Here is a 26,040-nt window from a genome sequence, read left to right as displayed (position 1 = left end):
GGCACCACAACGGGAACCTGGCCTTGCTCGCAAGCGGAGGGGTATTGGTGCAATTTTGTGAAGTCGCGCTTTGTAAAACGGACTCTTTCCGGTTTCTCTGTCAAATTCCCAAGCCAATTGAGGAATCAATTGGGAAACCGTAGACGATTCCCGTGCCTCTCTATAGTTGCGTAACTGAGGCGCGCATTCAATAATGAAAAGAAAGGCATTCCTATGACGGCTTTGAATATCGGTAGCAACGCTCCGGATTTCACCCTGCCCCGCGATGGCGGCGGCACAATCACCCTGTCGGGACTGCGGGGAAATCCTGTCATCCTCTATTTCTACCCGAAGGACGATACGAGCGGCTGCACACAGGAAGCGATCGAATTTTCGGGACTCAGGCCGCAATTTGAAAAGCTTGGTGCAAAAGTCATCGGCATGTCGCCGGATCCCGTCAAGAAGCACGACAAGTTCAAGACCAAGCATGATCTGAAAGTTGACCTCGTCGCCGATGAAGACAAGGCCATCATCGAATCCTATGGGCTTTGGGTCGAAAAGAGCATGTACGGCCGCAAATACATGGGCGTGGAGCGAACGACCTTCCTTATCGATTCGGACGGTAAGATCGCGAAAATCTGGAACAAGGTCAAAGTTCCGGGACACGCAGCCGAAGTGCTGGAAGCTGCCAAGGCTCTTTGATTTGCACATTTCAACTGAATTCGGGCGAAACGCACTGCCCCTGTCAGGGTTTGTTAACCATAACAGAGTGTAATGTTTCCATGAAATGAAGCTGCAAATCGACGGGCATAGCCGCAATGAAGAAGGTCAAGAATTCCAGCATCTTCGGCAGCACGAACGAACCCCACACGATCATCATTGCGCGGGGCGAAACGATCCGTCATTTCACGGTTCGACCATGGGCCGCGCTTCTCGGCAGCACGATCGCGCTTGGTCTTGTGGGCAGTTACCTGCTGGCGACTTCCTATTTGGTGTTCCGTGATGACCTCATCAGCGGTAGCGTTGCCCGGCAGGCCCGCCTACAGCAGGCCTACGAGGACCGCATTGCTGCGCTCCGTACGCAACTTGACCGAGTCACAAGCCGCCAATTGCTCGACCAGAAAATGATGGATGGGAAAGTCGCTGAACTCATTCAGCGGCAAAAAGCCTTGAGTGAGCGGCATGACAGGCTTGCCCCGGTTCTCCAGCGTGCCGAACACGCCGGAACCGCGTCGCAGACCGAGGCAAGTACCAACCTGGTCATGGATCGCGATGGAGAGGATGTCGTAAAATCGGAAGATGCGGATGGCTTCTACGGCATCGATCCGATCATCACGGGACCGACAACATCAACACGCAAGCCCGCCCCGCACAATGACAAGGCAAAGACCGGTGTCGACAAGGCTGAACTCCTGGATTCCGTTGACCACTCCTTGGCCGACATCGAGGCTCGGCAATCCAAGCAGATCCAAACATTGTCGAACACTGCCTATGAAAGTGCCGACAAGATCATGGAGGCGCTGGCCGCGACCGGCGTCAAACCGGTTATTGATGATGACAAGGCTGGTACTGGCGGCCCCTTGCTCCTGGCGAGTACCAACCCGACCTCCGGCTTCGACACCAAACTCGCTGATCTTGATGAAGCTTTGTCAAAGCTTGAGAGTGCCAAAGCTCTTGCCAAGGCTATCCCGATCGCTAATCCCGCGCCTGGCATGCCGGTATCGAGCCCTTTCGGCGTGCGGAAAGACCCGCTTCTCGGTCTGATGGCCTTCCATTCGGGAATGGATTTTCGCGCTATTTCCGGAAGCTTGGTGCTGGCCACGGCCAATGGCACCGTTACGGCGGCTGACTACAATGGCGGCTATGGCAACATGGTAGAGGTAGACCACGGCAACGGTCTTTCAACACGCTATGGCCATATGAGCCAGATCCTCGTCAGCGTCGGTCAGCAGGTCAAGGCAGGTGATGTCCTCGGCAGGGTCGGCAGTACCGGGCGCTCCACCGGCCCTCACCTGCATTACGAAGTTCGCAAGAACGGCAATGCAATCAATCCGGTCGGCTTCCTGACGATTGGCCGGCAAATCGCTGCGGAGCTTTAGGGACCATCGATGGAAGACATTACCTGAAATCAGGCGATATCTTCCACTTCCATGTCCGAACCATGCACGCGGTGGGCAAGCGCTGCCTCCATAAACATGTCGACATCACCGTCGAGCACATCTTGAGGGCTCGTACTCTCGACGCCTGTGCGCAAATCCTTCACCAGCTGATAGGGTTGCAACACATAGGAGCGGATCTGGTGTCCCCAGCCGATGTCGGTCTTGGATGCAGAAATTGCGTCTGCCGCCTGTTCGCGCTTTTCCAGCTCCGCCTCATAGAGACGGGCACGCAGCATCGACCAGGCCGTTGCGCGGTTCTTGTGCTGTGAGCGCTCCGCCTGACACTGCACGACGATGCCAGTTGCGATGTGGGTGATACGCACGGCCGAGTCGGTTGTGTTGACGTGCTGACCACCCGCACCCGAGGCACGATAGGTATCGATACGGACATCCGCTTCCGTCACCGCAATGTCGATATTGTCGTCAACAACCGGGTAGACCCAGATACTCGAAAACGAGGTATGCCGGCGCGCGTTTGAATCATATGGAGAAATACGCACCAGGCGATGCACCCCGGACTCCGTCTTCAAAAGGCCATAGGCATTGTGTCCCTTGACGAGAATTGTCGCCGATTTAATGCCTGCTTCTTCGCCGTAATGCACTTCGAGCAGTTCGACCTTCATGCCCTTGCGCTCGGCCCAGCGCGTATACATGCGCAGGAGCATCGACGCCCAATCCTGGCTTTCCGTACCGCCAGCACCCGAATGCACTTCTAGATAGGTGTCATTTGCATCCGCTTCGCCGGAAAGCAGCGTATCGATCTGACGGCGATCGACTTCCTGCTTGATGGCGCGAATCGCCTCTTCCGCCTCAGCGACGATTGACTTGTCATCCTCCTCCTCGCCCATGGCGATGAGTTCGATGTTGTCTTCCAGAGACTGGGTCAGGGTGCGGAGCGAATTGATTCCATCTTCCAGCTGCTGGCGCTCGCGCATCAGCTTTTGCGCTTCCTGCGCATCGTTCCAGAGAGATGGATCTTCGGCGAGCTGGTTCAGATAGCCCAGGCGTTTGATTGACGTATCCCAGTCAAAGATGCCTCCTCAGCAGGCTTATGGCCTGCTTGATCTCGTCGACCAGCGTCTCAATTTCGGCCCGCATTGGCTGTCCGTTCCTTCTTGTCTTTTTATGGTTCTCAAATTTCGGCGGACCATATTGACTGGTCCGCGCGATGTAAAGCCTTCAGGCCTTCGCGAATAGTGGTTAAAACAGGCCGCCGCCACCACCCTGAATTGCGCGATTGACGTTGGGGGATTGCACGCTAACAGGCGCTCCTTCCGAGAACGTATCCATGCCAATGACGGAGTAGCTGTCGGCTGGGCCGGTGCCCGGCTTGAACGCTTCCATGATCACATTCGGTCCGCCGGGCGAGGCACGCATACCTGTCTTGCGGTCGATGGGAAGCACCGTCATGCCCTCAGGCACACGGAAATCAACGGAACGCTGGCCCGCAAGCGCTGCTTCGGCAAAATCCTTGAACACCGGTGCAGCAAGGCCGCTACCTGTAAATCCGTGGCCCATCGGCGCTGGCGTATCGTAACCAAGGTACAAACCAAAGACGAGATCGGGCGTGAAACCGATGAACCAGGCGTCCTTCTCATCGTTGGTGGTGCCAGTCTTGCCGGCGATCGGACGGTTGAGGCTCTTCAGGATCGTCGCCGTACCACGCTGAACGACACCTTCCATCATTGAAGTGATCTGGTAGGCCGTCATCGGATCAAGCACCTGATCACGATCATCGATGAGTTCAGGTTCGCCCTGGTCTTTCCATTCGGTGGCCGAGCAATTCTCGCACTTGCGCTCGTCATGCTTGAAGATCGTCTTGCCATACCGGTCCTGGATGCGGTCAATCATCGACGGGGTTATCTTGCGGCCGCCATTTGCAATGATCGAATAGCCGGTGACCATGCGCAGAACCGTCGTCTCGCCTGACCCAAGCGCCATGGCGAGCACCGGCAGCATCTTGTCATAGATACCGAAACGTTCTGCATATTCGGCAACAAGCTTCATCCCCATGTCCTGGGCAAGCCGCACCGTCATCAGGTTGCGGGACTGCTCGATACCGTAGCGCAGTGTTGATGGACCGGCGAATTTCCCACCGTAGTTCTTCGGTGCCCAGACACCAAGACTGCCGCCCTGGTCGATGGAGATCGGGCCATCGAGTACAACGGAGGCCGGCGTATAGCCATTGTCGAGCGCTGCAGAATAGACGAACGGTTTGAAGGACGAACCCGGCTGGCGCATTGCCTGCGTTGCACGGTTGAATTCCGATTCAGCAAAGGAGAAGCCGCCAACCATTGCCAGCACACGTCCCGTATGCGGATCCATGGCAACCGCACCGCCTTCGATCTTCGGCACCTGGTGCAGATCAAAGGCCGTATCGCTGCCTTCCTTCTTCTGGACGAAGATTACGTCGCCGACATTGAACACGCCTTCAAGTGACTTGGCACTGGTGCGCTTTTCAGCGCTGAGCAGGCGGAACGCCCACTTCACATCGGCAGCATCAATCGTGCCCTTCTTGCGCTCGCTGACAGTCTTGTCAGAAGCGTCCCTCTCCGGTTGCAGACCAATGATGGCCTGTTGCGGGTTGACCTCAAGGACAACTGCCAGTTGCCAATCCGGAACGTCGGAAAACGCTTTGATTTCTGAGAGCGGAATGCCCCAGTCGCCGTTCGTCGAAATTGTCTTGTAGGCACCGCGGTAGCCGCGTGCTTCATCATATTTGAAAAGGCCATGCTGCAATGCTGCACGAGCCATAACCTGTAATTTCGGGTCAAGCGTCGTGCGAACTGATAGTCCGCCTTCATAAAGGGCATTCTCGCCGTAGCGGGCAATGATCTGGCGGCGCACTTCCTCGGCAAAATATTCCGACGCGAAGAGATAGTTGCCAGTGCGACGCGGCGTTACGCCCAGAGGCTCAGCCTTCGCTTCCTTCGCCTCCTCCAAAGTCACATAGCCGTTTTCAGCCATGCGATCGATCACCCAGTTGCGGCGTTCCACCGCCCGTTCCGGCTGACGGAATGGGTGGTAGTTGGAAGGCCCCTTGGGAAGCGCGGCAAGATAGGCAGCCTCGGCAACCGTCAATTCATTGACTGACTTGTTAAAATAGGTCAGCGCTGCTCCGGCAATGCCATAGGAGTTCAGACCGAAAAAGATTTCATTGAGGTAGAGTTCGAGAATGCGGTCTTTGGAATAAGCCTGCTCGATACGGAAGGAAAGAATCGCTTCCTTGACCTTGCGTCCAATGGTCTGGTCGTTGCTCAACAGGAAGTTCTTCGCCACCTGCTGGGTAATAGTCGAGGCACCCACCGGACGGCGTGAACCCCAATTCTGGATATTGGTTATGACCGCGCGGAAAAGACCACCAATGTCGACGCCCGGATGCTGGTAGAAATTCTTGTCTTCTGCGGAAATAAATGCGGCCTTGACCCGGTCGGGTACAGCCTGAATAGGAAGATAGAGCCGGCGTTCGCGCGCAAATTCTGCCATCAGTTCGCCATCGGCCGAATGAACACGCGTCATGACCGGCGGTTCATACTTCGCCAGAACCTCGTAGTCAGGCAGATCCTTGGAAATATTGACGACGTAGAGCGCAGCCGCGCCCGCTGCCAGCAACGCCATCACGGTGCCAATTCCGAAAAAATATCCGATCAAGCGTATCATTTGTATCCGGAACCCATTTCACCTGTTGGCATGTATAAAATCAATGCATGCTCTCGATCCATGCAGATTGCGATGCGGGACAGACCAAACCTTGAGTGGCTTTCCCGGTCCGGCAATCGCTTTGCGCAATGCCGAAAGCCCGATGCAATTGGGCGACAAATGTGACAAAGGCAAGGAAAACCCGTTTCCCTTCACAATTTAAATACCAAATGTGGAGTTTCGGCAACGCACAGGCGTGTGATTCTTTTGCACAACCTTAACGTGCATAAATATTCAGTTTAACGCACCCGCCGTCTTCATGCTGGCAAATTCACCAACGGCCGTCGCAAGCCGTTCCGCGACATGGCTCCGCCATACGGGATCGAGCATCAGTTTCTCATCGTCCTGGTTGGAAAGATAGCCGATTTCAACCAGCACGGACGGCACATCCGGTGCACGCAGCACCTGGAAACCTGCAAACCGGTGTGGATTATTGATCATATTGACATCTTTTATGAGCGATTTCACCACGGTCTTGGCGAAACTCAAGGAGAATGTGTGCGTCTCACGGCGCGTCAGATCCATGAGGATATCTGCGATCTCCGGAGTTTCATTATCGAAACTGATACCAGCGACCGCATCGGCACGATTCTCGCGATCCGCCATGGCTCGTGAATCCGCATCCGAGGCCTTGTCGGAGACAGTATAGACGGTCGCGCCGCGAATACTCCCCCGATTGATCGTATCGGCATGAATCGAGATGAAGAGATCTGCCTCATATTGCCGGGCGATTCGCACCCGCTCCGATAGCCGCAAGAATGTATCGTCGTTGCGGGTCATCTCGACACGGATACCCGGCAGCTTGCCAAGTTCATCGCGCAGCTGCTGCGCAAACATCAGTGTGACATTCTTTTCAAGGCTGCCGCTTGCGCTTTCCGCACCACTGTCGATACCGCCATGCCCAGCGTCAACGACAACGGTAAAGGGTTTTGGCGCCTTGCTGACTTCATCAGGCGCTGCATTCGCGATTCGATCACCCTTCGGCGCTGCAACCGTCGAAGCAGTCGTCTGGTTCTGGTTTTTCAAGGCATCGGCGAACTTCCGGTCCGATGACGAGACGAGATCGGCCACAAGCCTGTATCCGGGACTGGTGTCGTTCTTGATTACCTCCAGCCGCTCAACCTCGAAGGGCCCCTTCAGCGTGAAGATCAGGCGCGAGCGCGCATCGTCGATCATGCCATAGCGTACATCCGTGATAAGGCCGCGCGGTTCGACTGACTTCTTATCAAAGGCAAAAACGGTTTTTGGGAGATCGATCGCCAGGCGGTGCGGATCTCCGAGCAGCATTGTCGACACATCGGGCTCATGATCAAAATTGATGACAATGCGTGTTCGCAATTCGTCGCCAGCTGCCTGATAGGTCAGAGCTGCAAGATCTTCTGCCGCGTGAACAGACCTCTCAGCCTGTACAACTGCAAGTAGGCCGAAGATTGCAGCCATGAATATTCGACAGATCACGTTAACCTCTTTGTCGATCGATGCCATCCGGGCAGGCAGTTCCCGCATGGACACTTTGTATCAGACCGAGGACCTATTGGCACTCTGCTCACGACATACTATCTGTGACTATTAGGTAAGGAACCATGGTTAATAATGTCTTATCCAGACTTATGTGCCGGTCGCGTCGATGACACGATTATGAAGAAGGCCTTGTCATTACGCGACACAACTCCTAAAAGCAAAGGTGGGTTACTTTCCGCTCTCCGGAATCAGGCTCTTCGATGTCACGGCAAACGACCGGTTGACAATGAGGACGCGGACATGGAGCGGCGATGGCGAGGCTTCGTTGTGGGTAACCGATAAAGAATTTAGCGCGAGCAGACAGGGATTGCCGGCAGCGCTTTTGTGAACGGCAGATCGCGCAGACAAGGCGCGTCGAGCCAGCCCTTTCGAGGGTATTTAACAGTCGGCACAGCAGACAAGCGTGCCATTCGTGAGGTCGTTTCGTCAGGAACAGGAATGTTTAATACAGACGTGACTATAACCGGCTTGCAAGCCGCGGCTGCCCGAGGGCAGCTCCGCGCGATGCCGTGTCTGTCTGTTTCTGCGAACTTTAATAAATCCGGCAAATACGAAGACGCGGCTCCAGGAACCGTGAGGGTGTCCTGGCTGTCCGGCGTTGACGGCATTTCGGCCGGGGAGAAGAATTATAATGTCGGACAAAATGCTAATCGACGCCTCCCACCAGGAGGAAACACGGGTTGTCGTGGTTCGCGGCAACCGGATTGAAGAATTTGACTTTGAATCGGAACACAAGAAACAAATCAAAGGCAATATCTATCTGGCGCGTGTCACACGTGTAGAACCATCTCTTCAGGCTGCATTCGTGGAATACGGTGGCAATCGCCACGGCTTTCTCGCATTCAGCGAAATTCATCCGGATTACTACCAGATCCCGGTTGCTGATCGTCAGGCGCTGATCGAGGCCGAGGCGGAAGCCGCCAGTCAGGATGAAGATCATGAAGAACACGCGAGCGAACAGCGCAGCCGTGATCGCAACGATCGCAGTTCGCGCAATCGCCGTCGCGGCCGTCGCGGCCCGCGTCAAAATGACGATGCGGCAAAGCTCGACGCTTCCGATGAGGAAAACGCCAACACCGATCAGTCCAGTGAAAATCACGAGGCCGCGGAATATGCAGCTTCGGACGAATCGGCCAATGACAGCTCATCCGAGGAGAGCAGTGGTCAGATCCTCGCCGCTTCGATCGACGCAGATGTGATCTCGGAAGCCGTTACCGTCGACGCGGATGATGCCTCCGATAGCGACGCCGTCGAAAGACCCGTGTTTGATGTGGGCGAAGGGCATGTCAGGAAGTCCAGGCATAGGTCGAATGAAGACAAGGACGATGCGCATGACGAACTCGATGAAGTCGAGTCGGTGGGCGCCGAAGATGCCATGGAAGAAGTTCCAACGCATCAGCGCTTCCAGCGCCGTCAGTACAATATCCAGGACGTCATCAAGCGCCGGCAGATACTGCTCGTGCAGGTGGTCAAGGAAGAACGCGGCAACAAGGGTGCAGCTCTCACCACCTACCTGTCGCTCGCCGGCCGTTATTCCGTATTGATGCCCAATACTGCGCGTGGCGGTGGCATTTCGCGCAAGATCACCAGTATTCAGGATCGCAAACGTCTCAAGGATATCGTCAAGGACCTTGAGGTGCCGAAAGGCATGGGCGTCATCCTGCGCACCGCCGGTGCCAACCGCACCAAGCCGGAAGTCAAGCGCGACTATGAATATTTGATGCGTCTGTGGGAGAATGTACGCAACCTCACCCTCGCCTCGTCTGCGCCGACGCTGGTCTACGAGGAAGGTAGCCTGATCAAGCGGTCTATCCGCGATCTGTACAACAAGGACATCACCGAGATTCTGGTTGCCGGTGAGAATGGCTATCGCGAGGCCAAGGATTTCATGCGTATGCTCATGCCGAGCCATGCCAAAGTCGTGCAGCCTTACCGTGAGCCGACACCAATCTTCGCCCGCAACGGCATTGAAGCGCAGCTGGATCGCATGCTGCAGCCGCAGGTCACGCTAAAATCCGGCGGCTATATCATCATCAACCAGACCGAAGCGCTGGTGGCCATCGACGTGAACTCCGGCCGCTCGACCCGCGAGCATTCCATCGAAGACACTGCGTTGCAGACCAACCTTGAAGCAGCGGAAGAAGTTGCGCGACAGCTGCGTCTGCGCGATCTTGCCGGTCTCATCGTCATCGATTTCATCGACATGGAAGAGAACCGCAACAACCGTGCGGTCGAAAAGCGCATGAAGGATTGTCTCAAGGATGATCGCGCCCGCATCCAGGTCGGGCGGATCTCGCATTTCGGTCTCCTTGAAATGTCACGCCAGCGCATCCGCGCCAGTGTCCTTGAAAGCACGACGCAGGTTTGCGCGATGTGCGGCGGCACGGGACATGTCCGCTCCGCCTCCTCGATTGCTCTGCATGTCATGCGGTCGATCGAAGAGTATCTGCTCCGTCATTCGCAGAACAACATCATCGTTCGCACCACGGTGGCGACCGCTCTTTATGTTCTCAATCACAAGCGCCAGAATCTGGCAGATCTTGAGGCACGCTTTGGCCTGACAATCAGCATCGAGGCTGACGATAGTGTCGGTGCCCAGCACTTTGCCATCGACAAGGGCTCCATAGCGCTTGGTCCGATTTTACCGCTGACCGAGACGCCTACCCTCGGCATTGCCGATGATTTCGATGAAACCGATCCTGTCATCGACGATACGGACGACGAGACTGCTGAAGTGCAGACGGGTGAGACCGTTCGAAGCGCCGACAATGACGACGCGTCACGCAAGCGCCGGCGCAAGCGGCGCCGGCGTGGCGGTCGCGATCGGCAGGAATCAGCGGCTGCCGAGCATGGCCAGACGGTACGCAGCGATAATGATGACGCAGACGACGCCGACCAGCCACCTGTGGCAGGTGAAGATGCTGCTGCTACCAAGGCGCGTGAGGAAGAAAACGAACGGCGGAAGAAGCGGCGCCGGGGCCGCCGGGGCGGTCGTAAGAACAAGCGCGAGGGTGAAGACGTCGATAGCCGTGTAGTCGCCAAGTTAGTCCCTGACGCCGAGCCGGTGTTCGTATCGATCCCGTTGCCTGATTTCGCCAAGCCGAAGACCGTTGAAACGGTCGCGGATGAAGCCGAGGCTGCATCGACACCTCCTGTTGCAGTCGAAATACCCGTTGCCGACGAGGCCGCTCCTGTCGCGGAAGTGGCGGCAAAGAAGCCGGCCAAGCGCAAATCCCGCGCCAAGGCTGCAACGGAAGCTACCGATGTCGCCGCCGTTGAAGCGCCAGCGGAAGCTGTTGCAGAAGCACCTGCCAAGCCGAAGCGCGCGCCGCGCAAGACGGCGAAAAAGGTAGAAGTAGTCGAGGTCGTTTCCGAAGAGGCCGTTGAAGCCACTGTCACCACGCCAGTGCAAGTACAACCGGAGCCCACGCCGGAACCAATTGCTGCACCTGAACAGAAGAAGGTCGAGGAAAGTAAGCCTGTGGTCGTCACATCCTCTACCGTCAAGGACAAGAAAGAAGGCGAACCGGCGCCCAAGCGTGGATGGTGGCAAAAGAAAGGTTTCTTTTAAGCTTTAAAGACACCACAATTGAACATGTTGAGGAACCGGCATCATTGCCGGTTCTTCTTTATGGAAATCTGTTTGTACATCGGAGTGCCGCAGAATTGCCAGAATAGGCTGGCCTTTCACAAAGTGGGGAGTATCGCGGGGCTCTCTTTCTTTCGATGGCTGATTTCGATACCAATGAGACCATGATGACAGTCCGACAGCTCATTTCACGTCAATCGATCACTGCCATTGCGCGCGGAGCGCTCGTCATGCTCACCGCAGGTACGCTGGGCATCGCGCAGACGGCCGTCGCGAATGCCCAGTCTTCATCGGTTCCGATTGTTCGCGACGCCGAAATCGAAGCCCTGGTTACCGACTATGCTACGCCGATCATCAACGCGGCGGGTCTTGGCAAACATGCGATCAAGATTGTCCTGGTCAACAACCCGAGTTTCAATGCCTTCGTCGACGGAAGGCGGATTTTCATAAACACCGGTGCATTGCTTCAAGCCGAAACGCCCAACGAAATCATCGGCGTTCTTGCGCACGAGACCGGTCATCTTGCTGGCGGACATCAATTTCAGCTCCGCGAACAGATCGCCAATGCAAAGACGATGGCCGTTGTAGCGAGCTTGATTGGCATGGGCGCCGTGGTCGGAGGCGCTGCGGCTGGGGCAAAGGGACTATCGCAAGCAGGTATGGGCGTTGCCATGGGAGCGCCCGAAGTCGCCATGCGCAGTCTCCTCAATTATCAGCGTACGGAAGAAATGGCGGCGGACCGTTCCGCCGTTACTTATCTCGCAAGCACCGGTCAGTCTGTCAAGGGCATGCTAACGACGTTCGAGCGTTTCTCCAACGCATTGTCGCTGACAGGCACGCGAATGGATCCTTATCGGATCAGCCACCCGATGCCGCGTGAACGTATCGCCAATCTCGAGACCCTGGCGCGGGCAAGCCGGTATTTTGACAAAACGGACAGCCCTGCCCTCCAACAGCGTCACGATCTGATGCGCGGCAAGATCGCAGCCTATACGGGCAGTGGTGCGAGTGTGATGCAAACATTCCGTAAAGACCCGAAAAATATCGGCGCGCGCTACGGCGACGCCATCGCGACCTATCTCAATGGCTCGTCGCAATCCGCATTGTCAAAAATCGATGCACTCATAAAAGAGCAGCCGAAGAACCCCTATTTCCAGGAAATTCGAGGGGAAATTCTCCTGAAACAAAACAAGGCGCAGGATGCGGCGAATGCCTTTCAAAAGGCCAGCGCGCTCGATCCGCGCAAGTCCGGCCTGATCCGCATGAGTTATGGCCGGGCACTGATGCTGACGGGCACGCCGGCAAACCTCAAGATGTCCATTGACGAGATCAAGGCCAGTATCGGCCGCGACCGCGAGTCACCGGCTGGTTACGGCTATCTGGCCCAGGCCTATGGCCAAATGGGAGATATGGTCCGCTCCGACCTCGCCAGCGCCGAGGAAAAATACTATTCTGGCAAAATCCAGGAAGCGCAAATCTTTGCAACTCGCGCTCAGCGCGGCTTGAAAAGCGGTACGCCCGAATGGATACAAGCTCAGGACATTATCAGTGCCAAGCGCAAATGAGATGCGGATACCCGCATCCTTTGCAGAACAGAATTCGAAAAAGGACAGTTCACTATGACAAAAGTCGCCCTGGTTGGTGCAGCCGCCAGTCTCGTTGGCATCGCCGCCCTCGCTCTCGGTTATCAAGCGGGCCGGACCGACATGGTAAGGGCAGCGCCTGATATGTCCACAATCACTGCGTCGACCACCGACCGCGCGGAAATTGAAGGGATTGTCAGAAACTACCTCATCAACAATCCCGAGGTCATGATCGAAGTTCAGACTGCACTCAATGCCAAGCAGGAGGCGGCCCAGAAGGAAGCTTCGACGCAAGTCATCAGCGAAAACAAGGACAAGATCTTTCAGTCGCCAAGCGACGCTGTCTTTGGCAATCCGAACGGTGACGTGACCATCGTCGAGTTTTTCGACTACAATTGCGGCTATTGCAAAAAGGCATTGCCCGACATGGACGCACTCTTGCAGAGCGATCCAAACCTGCGTTTCGTGATGAAGGAATTCCCGATCCTCGGGGCCGATTCAACCCGGGCCCATATCGTTGCCAAGGCGTTCAAGGCGCTGATGCCGGAGAAATATCTTGAGTTCCACCGCGATCTCCTGGGCGGTGAAGGGCGCGCAACTGAAGCGTCGGCCATGGCGATCGCTGTCAAACTTGGCGCAAATGAAACTGAGGTTCGCGAGAAAATGAAATCTCCCGAAATCTCTCAGGTTTTCCACGACAATTACGAACTTGCCAACAGCCTGAGCATTACCGGCACGCCCTCCTATGTCGTTGGCAACGAAGTCGTTCCAGGTGCGCTTGGGGCCGATGCCCTGGCCGAGAGGATCAGCCATATTCGCAACAAATAGGTCCGGAATAGACCTGAATATTTACGTCTGCCTGCAAAAACCCTTTGTGGACAAGCAATAACGTGACTTTGCGGGCTTTTCGCTTGCAGATAAGCCGTCTATATGGGACCAGCATTTCGAACCGTCCGGTAAATCATGAAACAACAGATCTTTATCCTCAACGGCCCCAACCTGAACATGCTTGGAAAGCGTGAGCCGGGAATCTATGGCGCCACGACATTGAGCGATATCGAGGCTTTGTGCCGTTCAGAGGGAGAATCCCTCGGGGTCGAAATCGTGTTTCGCCAGTCCAATCATGAGGGTGATCTGGTCAGCTGGATTCAGGAGGCAGGCGAGCAGAAGGCATTGGTATTGATCAATCCCGCCGCCTACACACACACATCGATCGCATTGCATGATGCCATTCGCGCGGCTTCGGTCACGCTGGTGGAAGTTCATCTTTCCAATATTCACGCGCGCGAGTCGTTCCGTCATCACTCTTACGTTTCCTCTTTGGCCAAAGGGGTGATATGTGGCTTCGGGGTCGATGGATACGTGATGGGCCTGCGCGCACTCATCAAGCTGGCAGCGTCGCAATAGCAGACACCGCCAAACAGAAATAAGGGGCTTGAAAAAGCATGGCTAGCAGAAACACCGGGATCGACAAGGTCATGATCCGCGACCTCGCGGAAATCCTGAACGAGACGGACCTTACCGATATCGAGATCGAACAGGGCGACCTTCGCATTCGCGTTTCGCGTCAGGTCACGATTCAGGCGGCAGCTCCGCAGCCGATCTATGCGCAGGCACCAGCAGCAGCCCCTGCTGCAGTTGCGGCGCCGATTGCTGCGCCAGCCGGCGATCCTTCGAAGAACGCGATCCCGTCCCCTATGGTCGGAACTGTCTACCTTTCGCCTGCTCCCGGTGCCCGTGCCTTTATCGAGGTCGGCACGCAGGTCAAGGAAGGCCAGACGCTCCTGATCATCGAAGCGATGAAGACGATGAACCAGATACCCTCGCCGCGCGCAGGCACCGTTACGGCTATCCTCGTCGAAGACAGTCAGCCCGTCGAATATGGCGAACTGCTGGTTGTAATTGAGTAGCGCCTTGAACGCGAGCAGATCGAGAACGTGATGTTTCAGAAAATCCTCATAGCCAACCGCGGCGAAATTGCCTTGCGCGTCCTACGCGCGTGCAAGGAGCTCGGCATTCAGACGGTAGCCGTGCACTCGACTGCCGATGCGGATGCCATGCACGTGCGCCTCGCCGACGAGAGCGTCTGCATCGGACCGCCTCCTTCGCGCGAAAGCTATCTGAACATTCACCAGATCGTCGCTGCCTGCGAAATTACCGGCGCCGACGCGATCCATCCCGGATATGGCTTCCTGTCTGAGAATGCCAAGTTCGCTGAGATCCTCGAGGCCCACAACATCACGTTCATCGGACCAACCGCAGCCCATATTCGCGTCATGGGCGACAAGATCGAAGCCAAGCGCACTGCCAAGCGCCTCGGCATTCCGGTCGTTCCAGGCTCGGATGGCGGCGTAACGGACGACAGGGAGGCCGCGCGCATCTGTGCTGAAATTGGCTATCCGGTCATTATCAAGGCCTCTGCCGGTGGCGGTGGTCGCGGCATGAAGGTCGCCCTTAACGAAGACGAGCTCTCGATCGCCTTGTCGACCGCGCGCTCCGAAGCGGGCGCCGCCTTCGGCGATGATGCCGTCTATATCGAAAAATATCTGCAGCAACCACGCCACATCGAAGTTCAGATCATGGGCGACGGCAATGGCAAAGCCGTTCACCTTGGCGAACGCGATTGCTCGTTGCAGCGGCGGCACCAGAAGGTTTGGGAAGAGGCCAACTCGCCTGCCCTCAACTCCGATGCACGCGAGCGCATTGGAATGATCTGCGCCAACGCCATGGCCGATATGGGCTATCGCGGCGCCGGCACTATCGAATTCCTCTATGAAAATGGAGAGTTCTATTTCATCGAAATGAATACCCGCCTTCAGGTCGAGCATCCCGTGACCGAAGCGATCACAGGTATCGATCTCGTGCACGAGCAGATCCGCGTTGCGTCGGGCGGCGGTCTGTCGGTAACCCAGCAGGACATCCGATTCTCCGGCCACGCCATCGAATGCCGCATCAATGCGGAAGATCCGCGTACATTCACCCCATCGCCAGGCAAGATCACCCATTTCCATACACCGGGTGGTCTCGGCATTCGTGTCGATTCCGGCGTCTATAGCGGCTACAAAATTCCACCTTACTACGACAGTCTCATCGGTAAGTTGATCGTTCACGGCCGTAATCGTGTAGAATGCATGATGCGACTGCGCCGTGCGCTGGATGAGTTCGTTGTCGACGGGATCAAGACAACATTGCCGTTGTTTCAGGATCTGATCAACAACCCTGACATCGCCAACGGTGATTATGATATTCACTGGCTCGAGAAGTATCTGGCCGGCGATAGCGTAGAAGAAGAGGCATGACGGGTAACGACCCGGTAGACGTATTCAGAATAGACCCCGAGTTGTTGTTGCGCGCCTACGCAACCGGGGTTTTTCCCATGGCCGAAGAGGCCGACAATCCCGAAATATTCTGGGTTCGTCCTGAAAAGCGCGGCATCATCCCCTTCGAGAATTTCCACGTGTCGCGCAGTCTTCGCAAGGTGGTTCGCCAGCGCCGCTTCGACATTCGCTATGACACGGACTTCTTCGGAGTCATTGATGGCTGTGCCAGCGGCAGCGGCGAGCGTGCCCGTACCTGGATCAACACTCCAATCCGGGAGGCCTACGGCAAGCTGTTCGATTTGGGCTATTGCCACACGGTCGAAGCCTGGCGCGACGGCAAGCTGGCCGGCGGCCTCTATGGTATCGCCCTGGGCTCCGCATTCTTTGGCGAGAGCATGTTCACGCGCGAGCGGGATGCCTCGAAGGTTTGCCTTGTCCACCTCGTCGGCCATCTGATCGAAAAAGGATTCACCCTGCTCGACACCCAATTCACAACCAACCATTTGGAATCATTTGGTGCCGTCGAGGTGCCTCGGCGCCAGTACCAGAAGATGCTGGAAAATGCCCTGGCGCAACCAGCTGAATTTTAGCCAATAACAGCAGTATTTTATATGATGGCCCGGGTCGCGGACGCCAGTCAGTGCAACGCGACCCGAATTATTTTTCAAAGCAATGTCGATTTAACGCCTGCCCGTTCGTCCTTGAACCGGGAAGACCCCAAGAGGATAAAAGGAGACCTGACGTGAGAATCAACCCGTATCTGAACTTTGATGGTCAATGCGAAGAAGCATTCAAGTTCTACGAAAGCGTGCTGGGCGGTAAGATCGAAGCCATGATCCGGTTCGATGAAATGCCCGAAAATGGAAATTATCCGCTGGAATCGGCGAAGCACATCATGCATACATCCCTGAAAGTCGGAGACAATGTCTTGATGGGCTCGGACGCGCCGCCACCCTATTTCAAGAAAGCGGAGGGCACCTCCGTCGCCATCAATACGGAGACACCGGCAGAGGCCGAGAAACTATTCGCAGCGCTGTCAAAAGATGCCGAAAATATTATCCTGCCGATCACCGAAACATCTTGGGCGCAGCGGTTTGCCATGTTTGTTGACCGCTTCGGCATACCATGGATGATCAACTGCCCGAAAATTGCCTAGCCCGAATCTCGCTGAGGCCCTGGTCACAAAAGCCTGCCGGGGCCACTGCCGTCAAACTAGCTTAGCTAACTCTTGTCCGGAGCCGGAACGTCAGACTTCTGCTTGCAGCTCTTCAGCCAGACATCGTAGACCGGATGCTCGACGGCGTTGAGGCCGGGGCTGTCGGCAAACATCCAGCCTGAAAAAATGCGGCGGATTTTGCGATCGAGCGTGATTTCATCAACTTCGACGAATGTATCGGTCTTCGGTGCTTCCGTATCAGGACGCGTATAGCAGACACGCGGTGTCAGCTGCAGCGCACCAAATTGTACCGTCTCGCCGATATATACGTCGAACGTGGTGATCCGGCCGGTGATCTTGTCGAGTCCGGAAAAGACGGCGATTGGATTGGTGATCTTCTCGTCGGCTAATGCCCGGGTGCCCATGGCTGCCGGGATCAAAACGGCAATCAGGCCGGCGGCAACAAGACGAGATTTCTGACGGAAGAGAAAAGACAGAGTCGAACGGATCATTTCACTTCCGGTTTCAGCGGGTGTCGAGGAGATTGCGATTCCAGCCTGTCGATAATGACCAATTGTGGCAGAAGAAGATCCGATCAGGAACCGGGCGTCCAGGCATCATAATCGCCTGACACAGTCGGACGATTGTCGCCGTGGGCGATCGAACCTTTAGGACGATACGCCGCTGGAGAACCGGTAAGATTTGGCTGATGTTTCTTCTCCCAGACGTAAGGCTTGTAATCTTCCTTGGAGGGAGGCGTGTCTACCCTGTGGTGAATCCAGCCATGCCAGCCGGGCGGAATGTCAGAAGCTTCAGCATAGCCGTTGTAAATCACCCAGCGGCGCTTGCGACCTTCTGAGTCGAACGTGCCTTCGTAATAAACATTGCCGAACTGGTCTTCGCCGACCTTGGTGCCCTTGCGCCAGGTGAAGAAGCGCGTGCCGAGCGTCTGTCCGTTCCACCAGGTGAAAAACTGAATTATGAAGGTCTTCATGGCAATCCTCGAACGATGTCGTTCAGCCTATGGCGCTAGCAACTCAACGGTTTATGGCCGTATCATTGCCTGATAGCAAGGGTCAAGTTGACGCGCGAACAGGTTCCAATCGCAATTTGAAACCCGCGTGGCTCTTCTCAAAACCAAGCCGCTCGTAGAAGCGGTGTGCATCGGGACGTTTGGCATTGGATGTCAGTTGCACGAGCGCAATGCCCCGCTGACGTGCGATGTCAAGGCAGTGGTTGATCAACCGCGCACCAATGCCCTTGCAGCGCATGTCGGCACGCGTCTGCACCGCCTCGATAGCCATTCTTCTCGTGCCGCGGCCTGTCAGCGAGGTGATAAAAGTCACCTGTGCAGTGGCAACCACTTCTCCACCGACAACCCCGACGAATAACAGGTCGTTGGGGCTCGCTTCGATTGCGGCAAAGGCGCTTTCATAAAGCGGCAACGCTGCGGGATCCGTCGTGTCACCATGGCCGCCGATCGAATCGTCGGCAAAGAGCCTTATCAGCTCCGGCAGATCATCGCGAGTGGCCTGCCGAAAAGTCGGATCAGTATCAATGGTCACGGCGCCAGCTCATATCCGGTCAGCGATTTCTCCAGAACCAGCACGGGAACACCTGGCAACATGGCGCCACAGCCATCGATCACCTTCGTGCGTTCGTAACCCCTGCTTTCATAAAACCGCACAGCATTTTGATTCTGCTCTATTACTTCGAGTTGGAGCGCATAGACGCCAGGAAATGCGCTTTCGACCTCGGCCAGAAGCAGCGAACCGACGCCCTTCTTCTGATGCTCGGGATGGACATAAAGCTGGTTCAAGACTGAAAGCTTATGATCCTTCTGCGAGGCATAGGCCATGCCGAGAATGTCCGCTCCGTCGTCAACGAGAATGAATTCGGAATAGGGCTTGGCCAATTGCTTCTTCAATGCATCGATCGAATGTGCGTGACTGGTAACGGCATTGACCTTCTCGACACCATAGACATCGTCAAAGGTTGCGTGCCAGGTATAAACGAGCAGCTCGTGAACAGCGTCCAGATCTTCCTTCGTTGCGCTGCGGATCCACATCTATTCGACGATCCCGAGCTTGGACTTGACCATATCGCTGAGGACCTGTGGATTGGCCTTGCCGCCTGTCGATTTCATCACCTGACCGACAAACCAGCCAGCGAGGCTTGGCTTTGCTTTGGCCTGCTCGACCTTGTCCGGATTGGCAGCAATGACATCGTCGATGGCTTTCTCGATCGCACCCGTGTCCGTCACCTGCTTCATGCCGCGGCTCTCGACCAGTTCGCGCGGATCTCCGCCCTCATTCCAGATGATCTCGAACAGATCCTTGGCGATCTTGCCGGAAATTGTGCCTTCCTTGATCAGGTCGATCACCGCGCCAAGTTGTTCCGGCGATACGGGCGATTCCTCAATTCCCTTGCCGGCCTTGTTCAAAGCACCAAGCAGATCGTTGATCACCCAGTTGGCGGAAAGCTTGCCGTCGCGTCCCTTGGCGACCGCTTCGTAATAGTCGGCAATCGCCTTTTCCGTCACGAGGATCGATGCATCATAGACCGAAAGGCCCTGCTCCGTGACAAGTCGGACCTTCTTGTCGTCTGGCAGTTCCGGCAAATCAGCCTTCAGGTTGTCGACATACGCCTGCTCGAATTCCAACGGCAGGAGATCAGGATCGGGGAAATATCGGTAGTCATGCGCTTCTTCCTTGGAGCGCATGGAACGTGTTTCGCCCTTCACCGGGTCGAACAGCCGCGTTTCCTGGTCGATCGAACCGCCATCCTCAAGGATCGCAATCTGGCGCCGGGCCTCGTACTCAATGGCCTGACCGACAAAGCGGATCGAGTTGACGTTCTTGATTTCGCAGCGCGTTCCGAATTCGCCGCCCGGCTTGCGCACGGACACGTTGACGTCGGCGCGCATCGAACCTTCGTCCATATTGCCGTCGCAGGTGCCCAGATAGCGCACGATCGTCCGCAGCTTGGTCAAATAGGCTTTCGCCTCGTCGGACGAACGCATGTCCGGCTTCGAAACGATCTCCATCAGCGCCACGCCGGAGCGGTTCAAATCCACATAGGACATGGTCGGGTTCTGGTCGTGCAGCGATTTGCCGGCATCCTGCTCGAGATGCAGGCGCTCGATCCCGATCTCGATGTCCTCGAACTCCCCCTTCTTGTCGGGGCCGACCGAGATGATCATCTTGCCTTCGCCGACGATCGGCTGCTTGAACTGGGAAATCTGGTAACCCTGCGGCAGATCAGGATAGAAATAATTCTTGCGGTCAAAAACCGACTTCAGGTTGATCTGCGCCTTCAGACCAAGCCCAGTGCGGATCGCCTGGCGAACGCACCATTCGTTGATCACTGGCAGCATGCCGGGCATAGCCGCATCGACCAGCGACACATTTTCGTTCGGCTCAGCGCCGAAAGTTGTCGACGCACTGGAAAACAGTTTCGAATTGGACGTGACCTGCGCATGGACTTCCATGCCGACGACGATCTCCCAATCGCCTGTGGCACCGGATATGAAACGCTTGGGTTCGGGCGTACGGGTATCAACGAGAGTCATGCTGGGTTGTCATTCCTGGCTGAAAATATCTTTACATTGGCTAGTGCAATCCGCCTGATGAGGCAAGTGTTTCTCAATCTGCACGCGGGAGATTAGAGGAAATGCTGGCGATGAGTGGTTCGATCCCTACATAATCCGAGCACATAGCGCGGTCTGTTTTCCCGGGATGGTCGTGCTAACGTAACCTTGGGAACAGCGACTCGAACCGGATCGCTTGAAGCGCAAAACGGAGGAAAGCCAATGCAGAATATCCACGGTCTTGCTATTCCTGAAACCCTTGCCGAAGCAACAAGGCCAGAGACGACAGCGCTTGTCGTCTACGACATGCAAATCGGGATATTGCGCCAGCTTGAGCACGGGCCTGCCATCTTGGAGCGAGTATTGCAAACTCTGCAACTGGCGCGATCCGCCGGCATGCGCGTCTTTTTCATGCGGCACATGTCATTGCCAACGAAGATGACTGGCGTATTCCAGTTCAGGCAAATGATGGCCTGGCAACGCAAATCATCCGTCGAGGACGTTCACCCCTGGTTTTTGCGTGACAGTCCGGGCTTCGCGCTCGCCCCGGAACTCGAGGTTCGCGACGACGAAGCCATCTTCGACAAGATCACTTTCTCGGCCTTCGAAGGCACGCCACTGGCGATCGCGATGCGCGATTGCGGCCTGAAGAGCTTCGTCATTTGCGGCATCGCGACCGAAATCGGCATCGAACCGACGGTCCGCCACGGCGCAGACCTTGGCCTTATCCCGATCGTCGTGATCGACGCCTGTGGCGGCGGCGAGGCCGAGGCATCCGACCGGGCGATGGCGAGCATGAAATATATGGGCGATTCGATGCTCTGCACCGTCGAGGACCTGTCTGCCGTCTGGCGCTGACGCATTGGCGCTCTGCCCGATGCAAATTGCTTTGTAACCCGCTCCAAAGCGTCCACAGTGTGACGGCGTAACTGGGGAGGCTCAAATGAGTACTTTGCACAAGGTTCCAAATTTGGCTGCCAAAGAAACGCTCGATCCCAATAATTGGGCCGACCTGCAGGCCTTGTCGCACCAGATCGTCGACGTCGCCATCCACTATCTGCGCGACATTCGCGACCGGCCCGTGTGGCAGGACATGCCCGCAGACGTGAAAGCATCCTTTGACGCTCCTCTGCCGCACGCATCTGCACCGCGGGCAGAAGTTTATCGCGAGGGTACGGCGAACGTGATGTCGTACCCCATGGGCAACGTGCATCCCCGCTTTTGGTCCTGGTATATGGCGTCAAGCAATTTCACCGGTGCTCTTGCGGATTTTCTGGCGGCAATCCAGGGGTCGAACCTTGGCGGCGGCAACCATGCTGCGGCTTATATGGACCAGCAGGTGGTGAACTGGTGCAAGGAGATGATGGGATTTCCTGCTTCGGCCAGCGGATCGTCTCGATCAGCGCCTCGCCATTCAGGAAAATCTTCGCGCAGGTGTCAATGTTGGCGATGGTCACCGCTCTGCCTCCACCATCTCTCGCAGCACCATGCGCTTGTATTGTTCCACCAGCGCGTCGCCCTCACTGCGCTCCACTGAGATCGCGAGGCGCATTGTCGCTTCGCCGAGCTGCATGATCAGGAAGCTCGATGTTTCCAGCTCCGCCCCGTCCGCCGTGGGATCGACACGCGCCCGCGCTGCCGCCAGCACCGCGCCATTGATGCGGCTGTCGGCGAGGTCGATATCGCGCAGCGCCTTGTCCGCCTGCGTGCCGGACCAGATGTCGCGCATCACCGGTTCGGCCAAGAACATCGCATAATAGACGTCGATCAGTTCGCCGAAAGCCTTGCGCAAGCCCTCCCGGTCCCTCGCGTGCTGCAGACCTTCGGCGATACACACCTGCCCCGTCACATTGTAGCGTTCCGCCAGCGTGCGGATGATCGCGCCCTTGTCGGGAAAGTATTGATATAGCGAGCCAATCGAAATACCCGCCATCTCGGCCACGTCGCTCATGCGCATGGCGTCGCTGCCGCTCTTCTCGATCAAAGCCGAGGCGCAGGCAAGGATCCGCTCCACCCGTTCGCGACTGCGCTTCTGGGTCGGTTCTCGGCGCACTGCCGTCGCTTCGTTTTCAGCCTGCACTATCTCATTCATGAGCATCCCTCACATTTCTCCTTGACTCTTATAATATGAGGATTTATCACATTTGCAAATATGAGACTTGCTCATGTTTAAAGGGAGATAAAAATGACCACCTTTCACGCTTCGAAATTCCCGGTGCTCGTTATTGGCGGCACAGGCAAGACCGGCCGCCGTGTTGCTGAGCGGCTCACCGCGCTGGGCGTTCCCGTCCGCATCGGCTCGCGCAATGCCACCCCCGCCTTCGACTGGGAGAAGCCCGAGACCTGGACCACCGCGCTTGAAGGCATCTCGGCCGCCTACATCACCTATTATCCCGATCTCGCCGTTCCCGGCGCTGCCGAAGCCGTCGGTGATCTTGCCCGCCTCGCCGTACGCAAGGGCGTCAAGCGCCTCGTCCTTCTTTCGGGCCGCGGCGAGCCGGAAGCCCAACGCGCCGAACAGATGCTGCAAGCCTCGGGCGCGGACTGGACCATCGTCCGCGCCAGCTGGTTCATGCAGAACTTCAGCGAAAGCATGCTGCTCGGCCCGATCCTTGCCGGCGAGATGGCGCTGCCGGTCAGCAGCGTGCGCGAACCCTTCATCCATGCCGATGACATCGCCGATGTCGTCACCGCCTCCCTCACCGATGATCGCCATATCGGCCAGCTCTATGAGGTCACCGGTCCGCGGATGCTAACCTTCGCCGAGGCGGCGGGCGAGATTGCCACGGCCACCGGGCGTGCCATAGATTACCGCACCATCACCCCGGAGGAATTCATACAAGGCCTCGAACAGGAACAGGTTCCCGCCGATATCGCCGCGCTCGTCAACGAGCTCTTCACAGTGGTGCTCGACGGGCGCAACGAATATGTGACCGACGGCGTCCAGAAAGCGCTCGGCCGCAAGCCCCGCGATTTCGCCGATTATGCCCGCGAAATCGCCGCGACCGGCATCTGGGAGGACGCGAAATGATCGCCCTCGGCCCGCTCCTCACGCTCATCGCCGCGCTTGGCAGCGGCCTCATGGCCGGCCTGTTCTTCGCCTTCTCCAGCTTCATCATGACGGCACTGGCAAAACTGCCGCCTGAACAGGGCATCGCCGCCATGAATTCGATCAATGTGACGATCCTCAATGCCACATTCGGCCTCGCCTTCTTCGGCACGGCGGTGCTCTGCCTCGGCCTTGGCATCGTCAGTGTCCTGCGCTGGGCTGAGCCGGGTTCGGCCTGGCTCCTCGCCGGCAGCCTCATCTTCCTTGTCGGCACGATCGGCGTCACCATGGTGTTCAACGTCCCGCTTAATGATGCGCTGGCCGCCGCCGCACCGGCGAGCCCCGAAGGCGCCGCCCTGTGGAGCCGCTATCTCGCCGAATGGCTGCCGTGGAACCATGTCCGCACGATAGCCAATATCGCCGCGCTCATCGCCTTCATCCTCGCCTATGCAAGGCAAGGCGCCGCCTGACGCCTCCAGCGAAGCGCGCTGCCGCGCTTCGCCTCACGAATTCCTTCAATCCCGTCCTTGAGAAAAACCCGGCCCTCAGGCACACTCGCGCCGCAACCACAGGGAGTAACCGCATGTACCAGCCGCAGCATTTTCGCGAGGACAGGCTCGACGTCCAGCACGCGCTCATCAAGGCCCATCCGCTCGGCCTCCTGATCTGCACCGGCGAAGATGGTCCCGTTGCCAATGCCGTTCCCTTCCTGCTCGACGCCAATGCTTCACCCAGGGGCACGCTCCGCGCCCATCTCGCCCGCGCCAATCCGCAATGGCGCGCCCTCGCCGGGGGCGGCCGCGCGCTCGTCGTCTTCCAGGGCGCCGACAGCTATGTGACGCCCTCCTGGTATGCGACGAAGCGCGAGACCGGCAAGGTCGTGCCCACATGGAATTATGCCATCGTGCAGGCGCGCGGCACGGCAAGGATCACCGAGGATCGCGACTGGCTGGCGCATCACGTCTCGCAGCTCACCGGCCACAATGAAGCGCCTCGCGCCGAGCCCTGGGCCGTCAATGACGCCCCGCCAAGCTTCATCGACGCCCAACTGAAGGGCATTGTTGGCATCGAGATCGAAATCGCCGCAATCGAAGGCAAGTGGAAGGTCAGCCAGAACCGCCCCGAAAGTGACCGCACCGGCGTGGCGGAAGGGCTTGAGGCCGATCAGGCAACGGCGGAAGCAAGGGCGATGGCGGAGATGGTCAGGCGGGGCGGTGGAACAAATTCGTCCAACTGATGATCGTAAAGCCCGGTGAAGCATACTCCGTATGCGCCGCAGCGGTCATTGGTGATCACCACCCAGTTTCCATCGACGACGTTAGCCACCAGGCCTCAGTTCTTGCCAGCGCCGCCCTCCTGTAATTTCGCCAGCACCTGGTCGAGCGAGAAGCTTCCGGGCTTCTGGCGCGGCGAAAATGCCACGTAACTTTGCAGATGCTGGCCGACGAAGGCCTGGGCGGGCACGAGCAGATAGGTCCGATCGAGCCGCCACGTGTCGTATTCGCTTGCTTCGTGCCCGGCGCGCTCGAAGGGATCGGCGCGCAGGTCGAATATCTTCGGAAGCCGCAACGTAACAAATGGCTCCTGCCACACGTCGAAACCTTCGGCCCGCTGCTCCATGAACAGAATTTTCCAGCGGTCATAGCGGAAAGCCGCGAGGTTGCCGTCGTCGGTCCAGAAGAACTCCTTGCGTTTGCTCGGGCCCGCGCCGGCCAAGAGGTCATGCTGGTCGTACCCGTCAAGATGGACTTTGAAGGTCTCGCCCGCAGCCTCGTAGCCCGCCAGCAGCTTGTTCTTGACGTCCGGTTCTCCGGCTGCCGCCACCAGTGTGGGGACCCAATCCTCGTGCGACACGATTTCGTTGATCTCGGTGCCCGGCTTGATGACACCCGGCCAGCGCATCATGCCGGGAACGCGATAGCCACCCTCCCAACTGGTGTTCTTCTCGCCATGGAATGGCGTGGTGCCGCCATCCGGCCACGAGAAGACTTCCGCGCCATTGTCGGTGGTCCATAGCACGATGGTGTTGTCCGCGATGCCGAGGTCGTCGAGCTGCTGGAGCCGCTCGCCAACCATGCGGTCCATCTCGACCATGCCGTCGGCCTCAAGGCCTAACCCGGTCTTGCCGTCCGACTCCGGTTTGAGATGCGTGAAAATATGCATGCGGGTTGAGTTGATCGATGAAATCCTTGGCTGCCGCGAGGAATTCCTCGTCGACAGTCTCCATACGCTTCTTGGTCAGCGGCCCGGTGTCCTCGATCTTCTGTTTGCCTACCCGGTCGAAGCGCGGGTCCTCAGTTGGATCTCCGTATCGGTTGCAAAACATTTCATGACGCCGCGTGGGCCGAACTTCGCCCGAAACTCAGGGTTCTTCGGGTAGTCAACATTCTCTGGCT

Annotated in this window: 23 protein-coding genes and 2 pseudogenes; 15 read left to right on the top strand and 10 right to left on the bottom strand. The window is 57.2% G+C overall.

Annotated features, from left to right (window positions below):
- Positions 1-213: 213 nt before the first annotated feature.
- Together AAAC48_RS01605 and AAAC48_RS01600 are read left to right on the top strand one after the other, a co-directional pair.
- A complete protein-coding gene (locus AAAC48_RS01605; protein WP_340652493.1) occupies positions 214-681 on the top strand; it encodes a peroxiredoxin in 468 nt (155 codons plus the stop codon).
- Positions 682-797: 116 nt separating this feature from the next.
- Positions 798-2,078 (top strand): M23 family metallopeptidase, encoded by a 1,281-nt coding sequence (locus tag AAAC48_RS01600; protein ID WP_340652492.1) that lies wholly within the window; start codon positions 798-800, stop codon positions 2,076-2,078.
- Positions 2,079-2,107: 29 nt separating this feature from the next.
- Here AAAC48_RS01600 and prfB read toward each other — a convergent pair.
- The 3 genes from prfB to AAAC48_RS01585 form a co-directional block, all read right to left on the bottom strand.
- Positions 2,108-3,236, bottom strand: a protein-coding gene (gene prfB / locus AAAC48_RS01595) for a peptide chain release factor 2 (RefSeq protein WP_340652491.1) whose coding sequence is annotated in 2 segments (ribosomal slippage) — positions 2,108-3,166 and positions 3,168-3,236 — 1,128 coding nt in all. Because the reading frame shifts where the segments join, the coding sequence is not laid out codon by codon here.
- Between the two features lie 102 nt (positions 3,237-3,338).
- Positions 3,339-5,798 (bottom strand): penicillin-binding protein 1A, encoded by a 2,460-nt coding sequence (locus AAAC48_RS01590; RefSeq protein ID WP_340652490.1) that lies wholly within the window; start codon positions 5,796-5,798, stop codon positions 3,339-3,341.
- Positions 5,799-6,071: 273 nt separating this feature from the next.
- Positions 6,072-7,322 carry an N-acetylmuramoyl-L-alanine amidase gene (locus AAAC48_RS01585; RefSeq protein ID WP_340652489.1) on the bottom strand — a complete coding sequence of 417 codons (1,251 nt, stop codon included), beginning with the start codon at positions 7,320-7,322 and terminating at the stop codon, positions 6,072-6,074.
- Between the two features lie 667 nt (positions 7,323-7,989).
- Here AAAC48_RS01585 and AAAC48_RS01580 point away from each other — a divergent pair.
- From AAAC48_RS01580 to AAAC48_RS01545, 8 genes are all read left to right on the top strand, one after another.
- Complete coding sequence (locus tag AAAC48_RS01580) at positions 7,990-10,929, top strand: Rne/Rng family ribonuclease (protein ID WP_340652488.1); 2,940 nt, start codon at positions 7,990-7,992, stop codon at positions 10,927-10,929.
- A 155-nt stretch (positions 10,930-11,084) separates the two neighbouring features.
- On the top strand, positions 11,085-12,512 hold the full coding sequence (locus AAAC48_RS01575; protein WP_340652487.1) for a M48 family metalloprotease: 1,428 nt from the start codon (positions 11,085-11,087) through the stop codon (positions 12,510-12,512).
- Positions 12,513-12,566: 54 nt separating this feature from the next.
- Complete coding sequence (locus AAAC48_RS01570; protein ID WP_340652486.1) at positions 12,567-13,358, top strand: DsbA family protein; 792 nt, start codon at positions 12,567-12,569, stop codon at positions 13,356-13,358.
- Between the two features lie 135 nt (positions 13,359-13,493).
- The gene (gene aroQ, locus AAAC48_RS01565; RefSeq protein ID WP_340652485.1) at positions 13,494-13,937 is read left to right on the top strand and encodes a type II 3-dehydroquinate dehydratase; all 444 of its coding nucleotides are present in this window, start codon (positions 13,494-13,496) and stop codon (positions 13,935-13,937) included.
- A 38-nt stretch (positions 13,938-13,975) separates the two neighbouring features.
- Positions 13,976-14,440: an acetyl-CoA carboxylase biotin carboxyl carrier protein gene (gene accB, locus AAAC48_RS01560; protein WP_340652484.1), complete on the top strand. Its 465-nt coding sequence runs from the start codon at positions 13,976-13,978 to the stop codon at positions 14,438-14,440.
- A gap of 30 nt (positions 14,441-14,470) precedes the next feature.
- A complete protein-coding gene (accC, locus tag AAAC48_RS01555) occupies positions 14,471-15,829 on the top strand; it encodes an acetyl-CoA carboxylase biotin carboxylase subunit (protein WP_340652483.1) in 1,359 nt (452 codons plus the stop codon).
- Positions 15,830-15,870: 41 nt separating this feature from the next.
- Complete coding sequence (gene aat, locus AAAC48_RS01550) at positions 15,871-16,440, top strand: leucyl/phenylalanyl-tRNA--protein transferase (RefSeq protein ID WP_340652517.1); 570 nt, start codon at positions 15,871-15,873, stop codon at positions 16,438-16,440.
- 50 nt (positions 16,441-16,490) lie between these two features.
- The gene (locus AAAC48_RS01545; RefSeq protein WP_340652482.1) at positions 16,491-17,006 is read left to right on the top strand and encodes a VOC family protein; all 516 of its coding nucleotides are present in this window, start codon (positions 16,491-16,493) and stop codon (positions 17,004-17,006) included.
- A gap of 65 nt (positions 17,007-17,071) precedes the next feature.
- Here the strand turns inward: AAAC48_RS01545 and AAAC48_RS01540 are convergent.
- The 5 genes and pseudogenes from AAAC48_RS01540 to gatB all read right to left on the bottom strand — a co-directional run.
- Positions 17,072-17,407 (bottom strand): annotated as a pseudogene (locus AAAC48_RS01540) (DUF2155 domain-containing protein); the annotation flags it as partial.
- Positions 17,408-17,601: 194 nt separating this feature from the next.
- A complete protein-coding gene (locus AAAC48_RS01535; protein WP_340652481.1) occupies positions 17,602-18,000 on the bottom strand; it encodes an NADH:ubiquinone oxidoreductase subunit NDUFA12 in 399 nt (132 codons plus the stop codon).
- 82 nt (positions 18,001-18,082) lie between these two features.
- Positions 18,083-18,571 (bottom strand): GNAT family N-acetyltransferase, encoded by a 489-nt coding sequence (locus AAAC48_RS01530; RefSeq protein ID WP_340652480.1) that lies wholly within the window; start codon positions 18,569-18,571, stop codon positions 18,083-18,085.
- A complete protein-coding gene (locus AAAC48_RS01525) occupies positions 18,568-19,074 on the bottom strand; it encodes a GNAT family N-acetyltransferase (protein ID WP_340652479.1) in 507 nt (168 codons plus the stop codon). Before AAAC48_RS01525 ends, AAAC48_RS01530 begins: the two co-directional genes overlap by 4 nt.
- Complete coding sequence (gene gatB, locus AAAC48_RS01520) at positions 19,075-20,577, bottom strand: Asp-tRNA(Asn)/Glu-tRNA(Gln) amidotransferase subunit GatB (protein WP_340652478.1); 1,503 nt, start codon at positions 20,575-20,577, stop codon at positions 19,075-19,077.
- Between the two features lie 240 nt (positions 20,578-20,817).
- On the opposite strand from gatB, the gene AAAC48_RS01515 reads away from it, so the two are divergent.
- Together AAAC48_RS01515 and AAAC48_RS01510 are read left to right on the top strand one after the other, a co-directional pair.
- Positions 20,818-21,453 (top strand): cysteine hydrolase, encoded by a 636-nt coding sequence (locus tag AAAC48_RS01515; protein ID WP_340652477.1) that lies wholly within the window; start codon positions 20,818-20,820, stop codon positions 21,451-21,453.
- A gap of 85 nt (positions 21,454-21,538) precedes the next feature.
- The gene (locus tag AAAC48_RS01510) at positions 21,539-22,132 is read left to right on the top strand and encodes a hypothetical protein (protein WP_340652476.1); all 594 of its coding nucleotides are present in this window, start codon (positions 21,539-21,541) and stop codon (positions 22,130-22,132) included.
- Here AAAC48_RS01510 and AAAC48_RS01505 read toward each other — a convergent pair.
- Entirely contained in the window at positions 22,049-22,687 is a 639-nt protein-coding gene (locus AAAC48_RS01505; RefSeq protein WP_340652475.1) for a TetR/AcrR family transcriptional regulator, read from the bottom strand. The two genes, AAAC48_RS01510 and AAAC48_RS01505, sit on opposite strands and share 84 nt — an antisense overlap.
- Positions 22,688-22,780: 93 nt before the next feature.
- Between AAAC48_RS01505 and AAAC48_RS01500 the strand changes: the two genes are divergently transcribed.
- From AAAC48_RS01500 to AAAC48_RS01490, 3 genes are all read left to right on the top strand, one after another.
- Positions 22,781-23,626 carry an NAD(P)H-binding protein gene (locus AAAC48_RS01500; RefSeq protein ID WP_340652474.1) on the top strand — a complete coding sequence of 282 codons (846 nt, stop codon included), beginning with the start codon at positions 22,781-22,783 and terminating at the stop codon, positions 23,624-23,626.
- Complete coding sequence (locus AAAC48_RS01495) at positions 23,623-24,114, top strand: anthrone oxygenase family protein (RefSeq protein ID WP_340652473.1); 492 nt, start codon at positions 23,623-23,625, stop codon at positions 24,112-24,114. The genes AAAC48_RS01500 and AAAC48_RS01495 overlap by 4 nt, the downstream gene beginning before the upstream one ends.
- Before the next feature lie 113 nt (positions 24,115-24,227).
- On the top strand, positions 24,228-24,881 hold the full coding sequence (locus AAAC48_RS01490) for an FMN-binding negative transcriptional regulator (RefSeq protein WP_340652472.1): 654 nt from the start codon (positions 24,228-24,230) through the stop codon (positions 24,879-24,881).
- 95 nt (positions 24,882-24,976) lie between these two features.
- Here AAAC48_RS01490 and AAAC48_RS01485 read toward each other — a convergent pair.
- Positions 24,977-26,040 (bottom strand): annotated as a pseudogene (locus AAAC48_RS01485) (sulfatase-like hydrolase/transferase); the annotation flags it as partial.

The sequence above is a fragment of the Phyllobacterium sp. genome (assembly GCF_037994405.1).
GTDB lineage: Bacteria > Pseudomonadota > Alphaproteobacteria > Rhizobiales > Rhizobiaceae > Phyllobacterium.
This window is presented reverse-complemented; position numbering and strand designations above follow the sequence as displayed.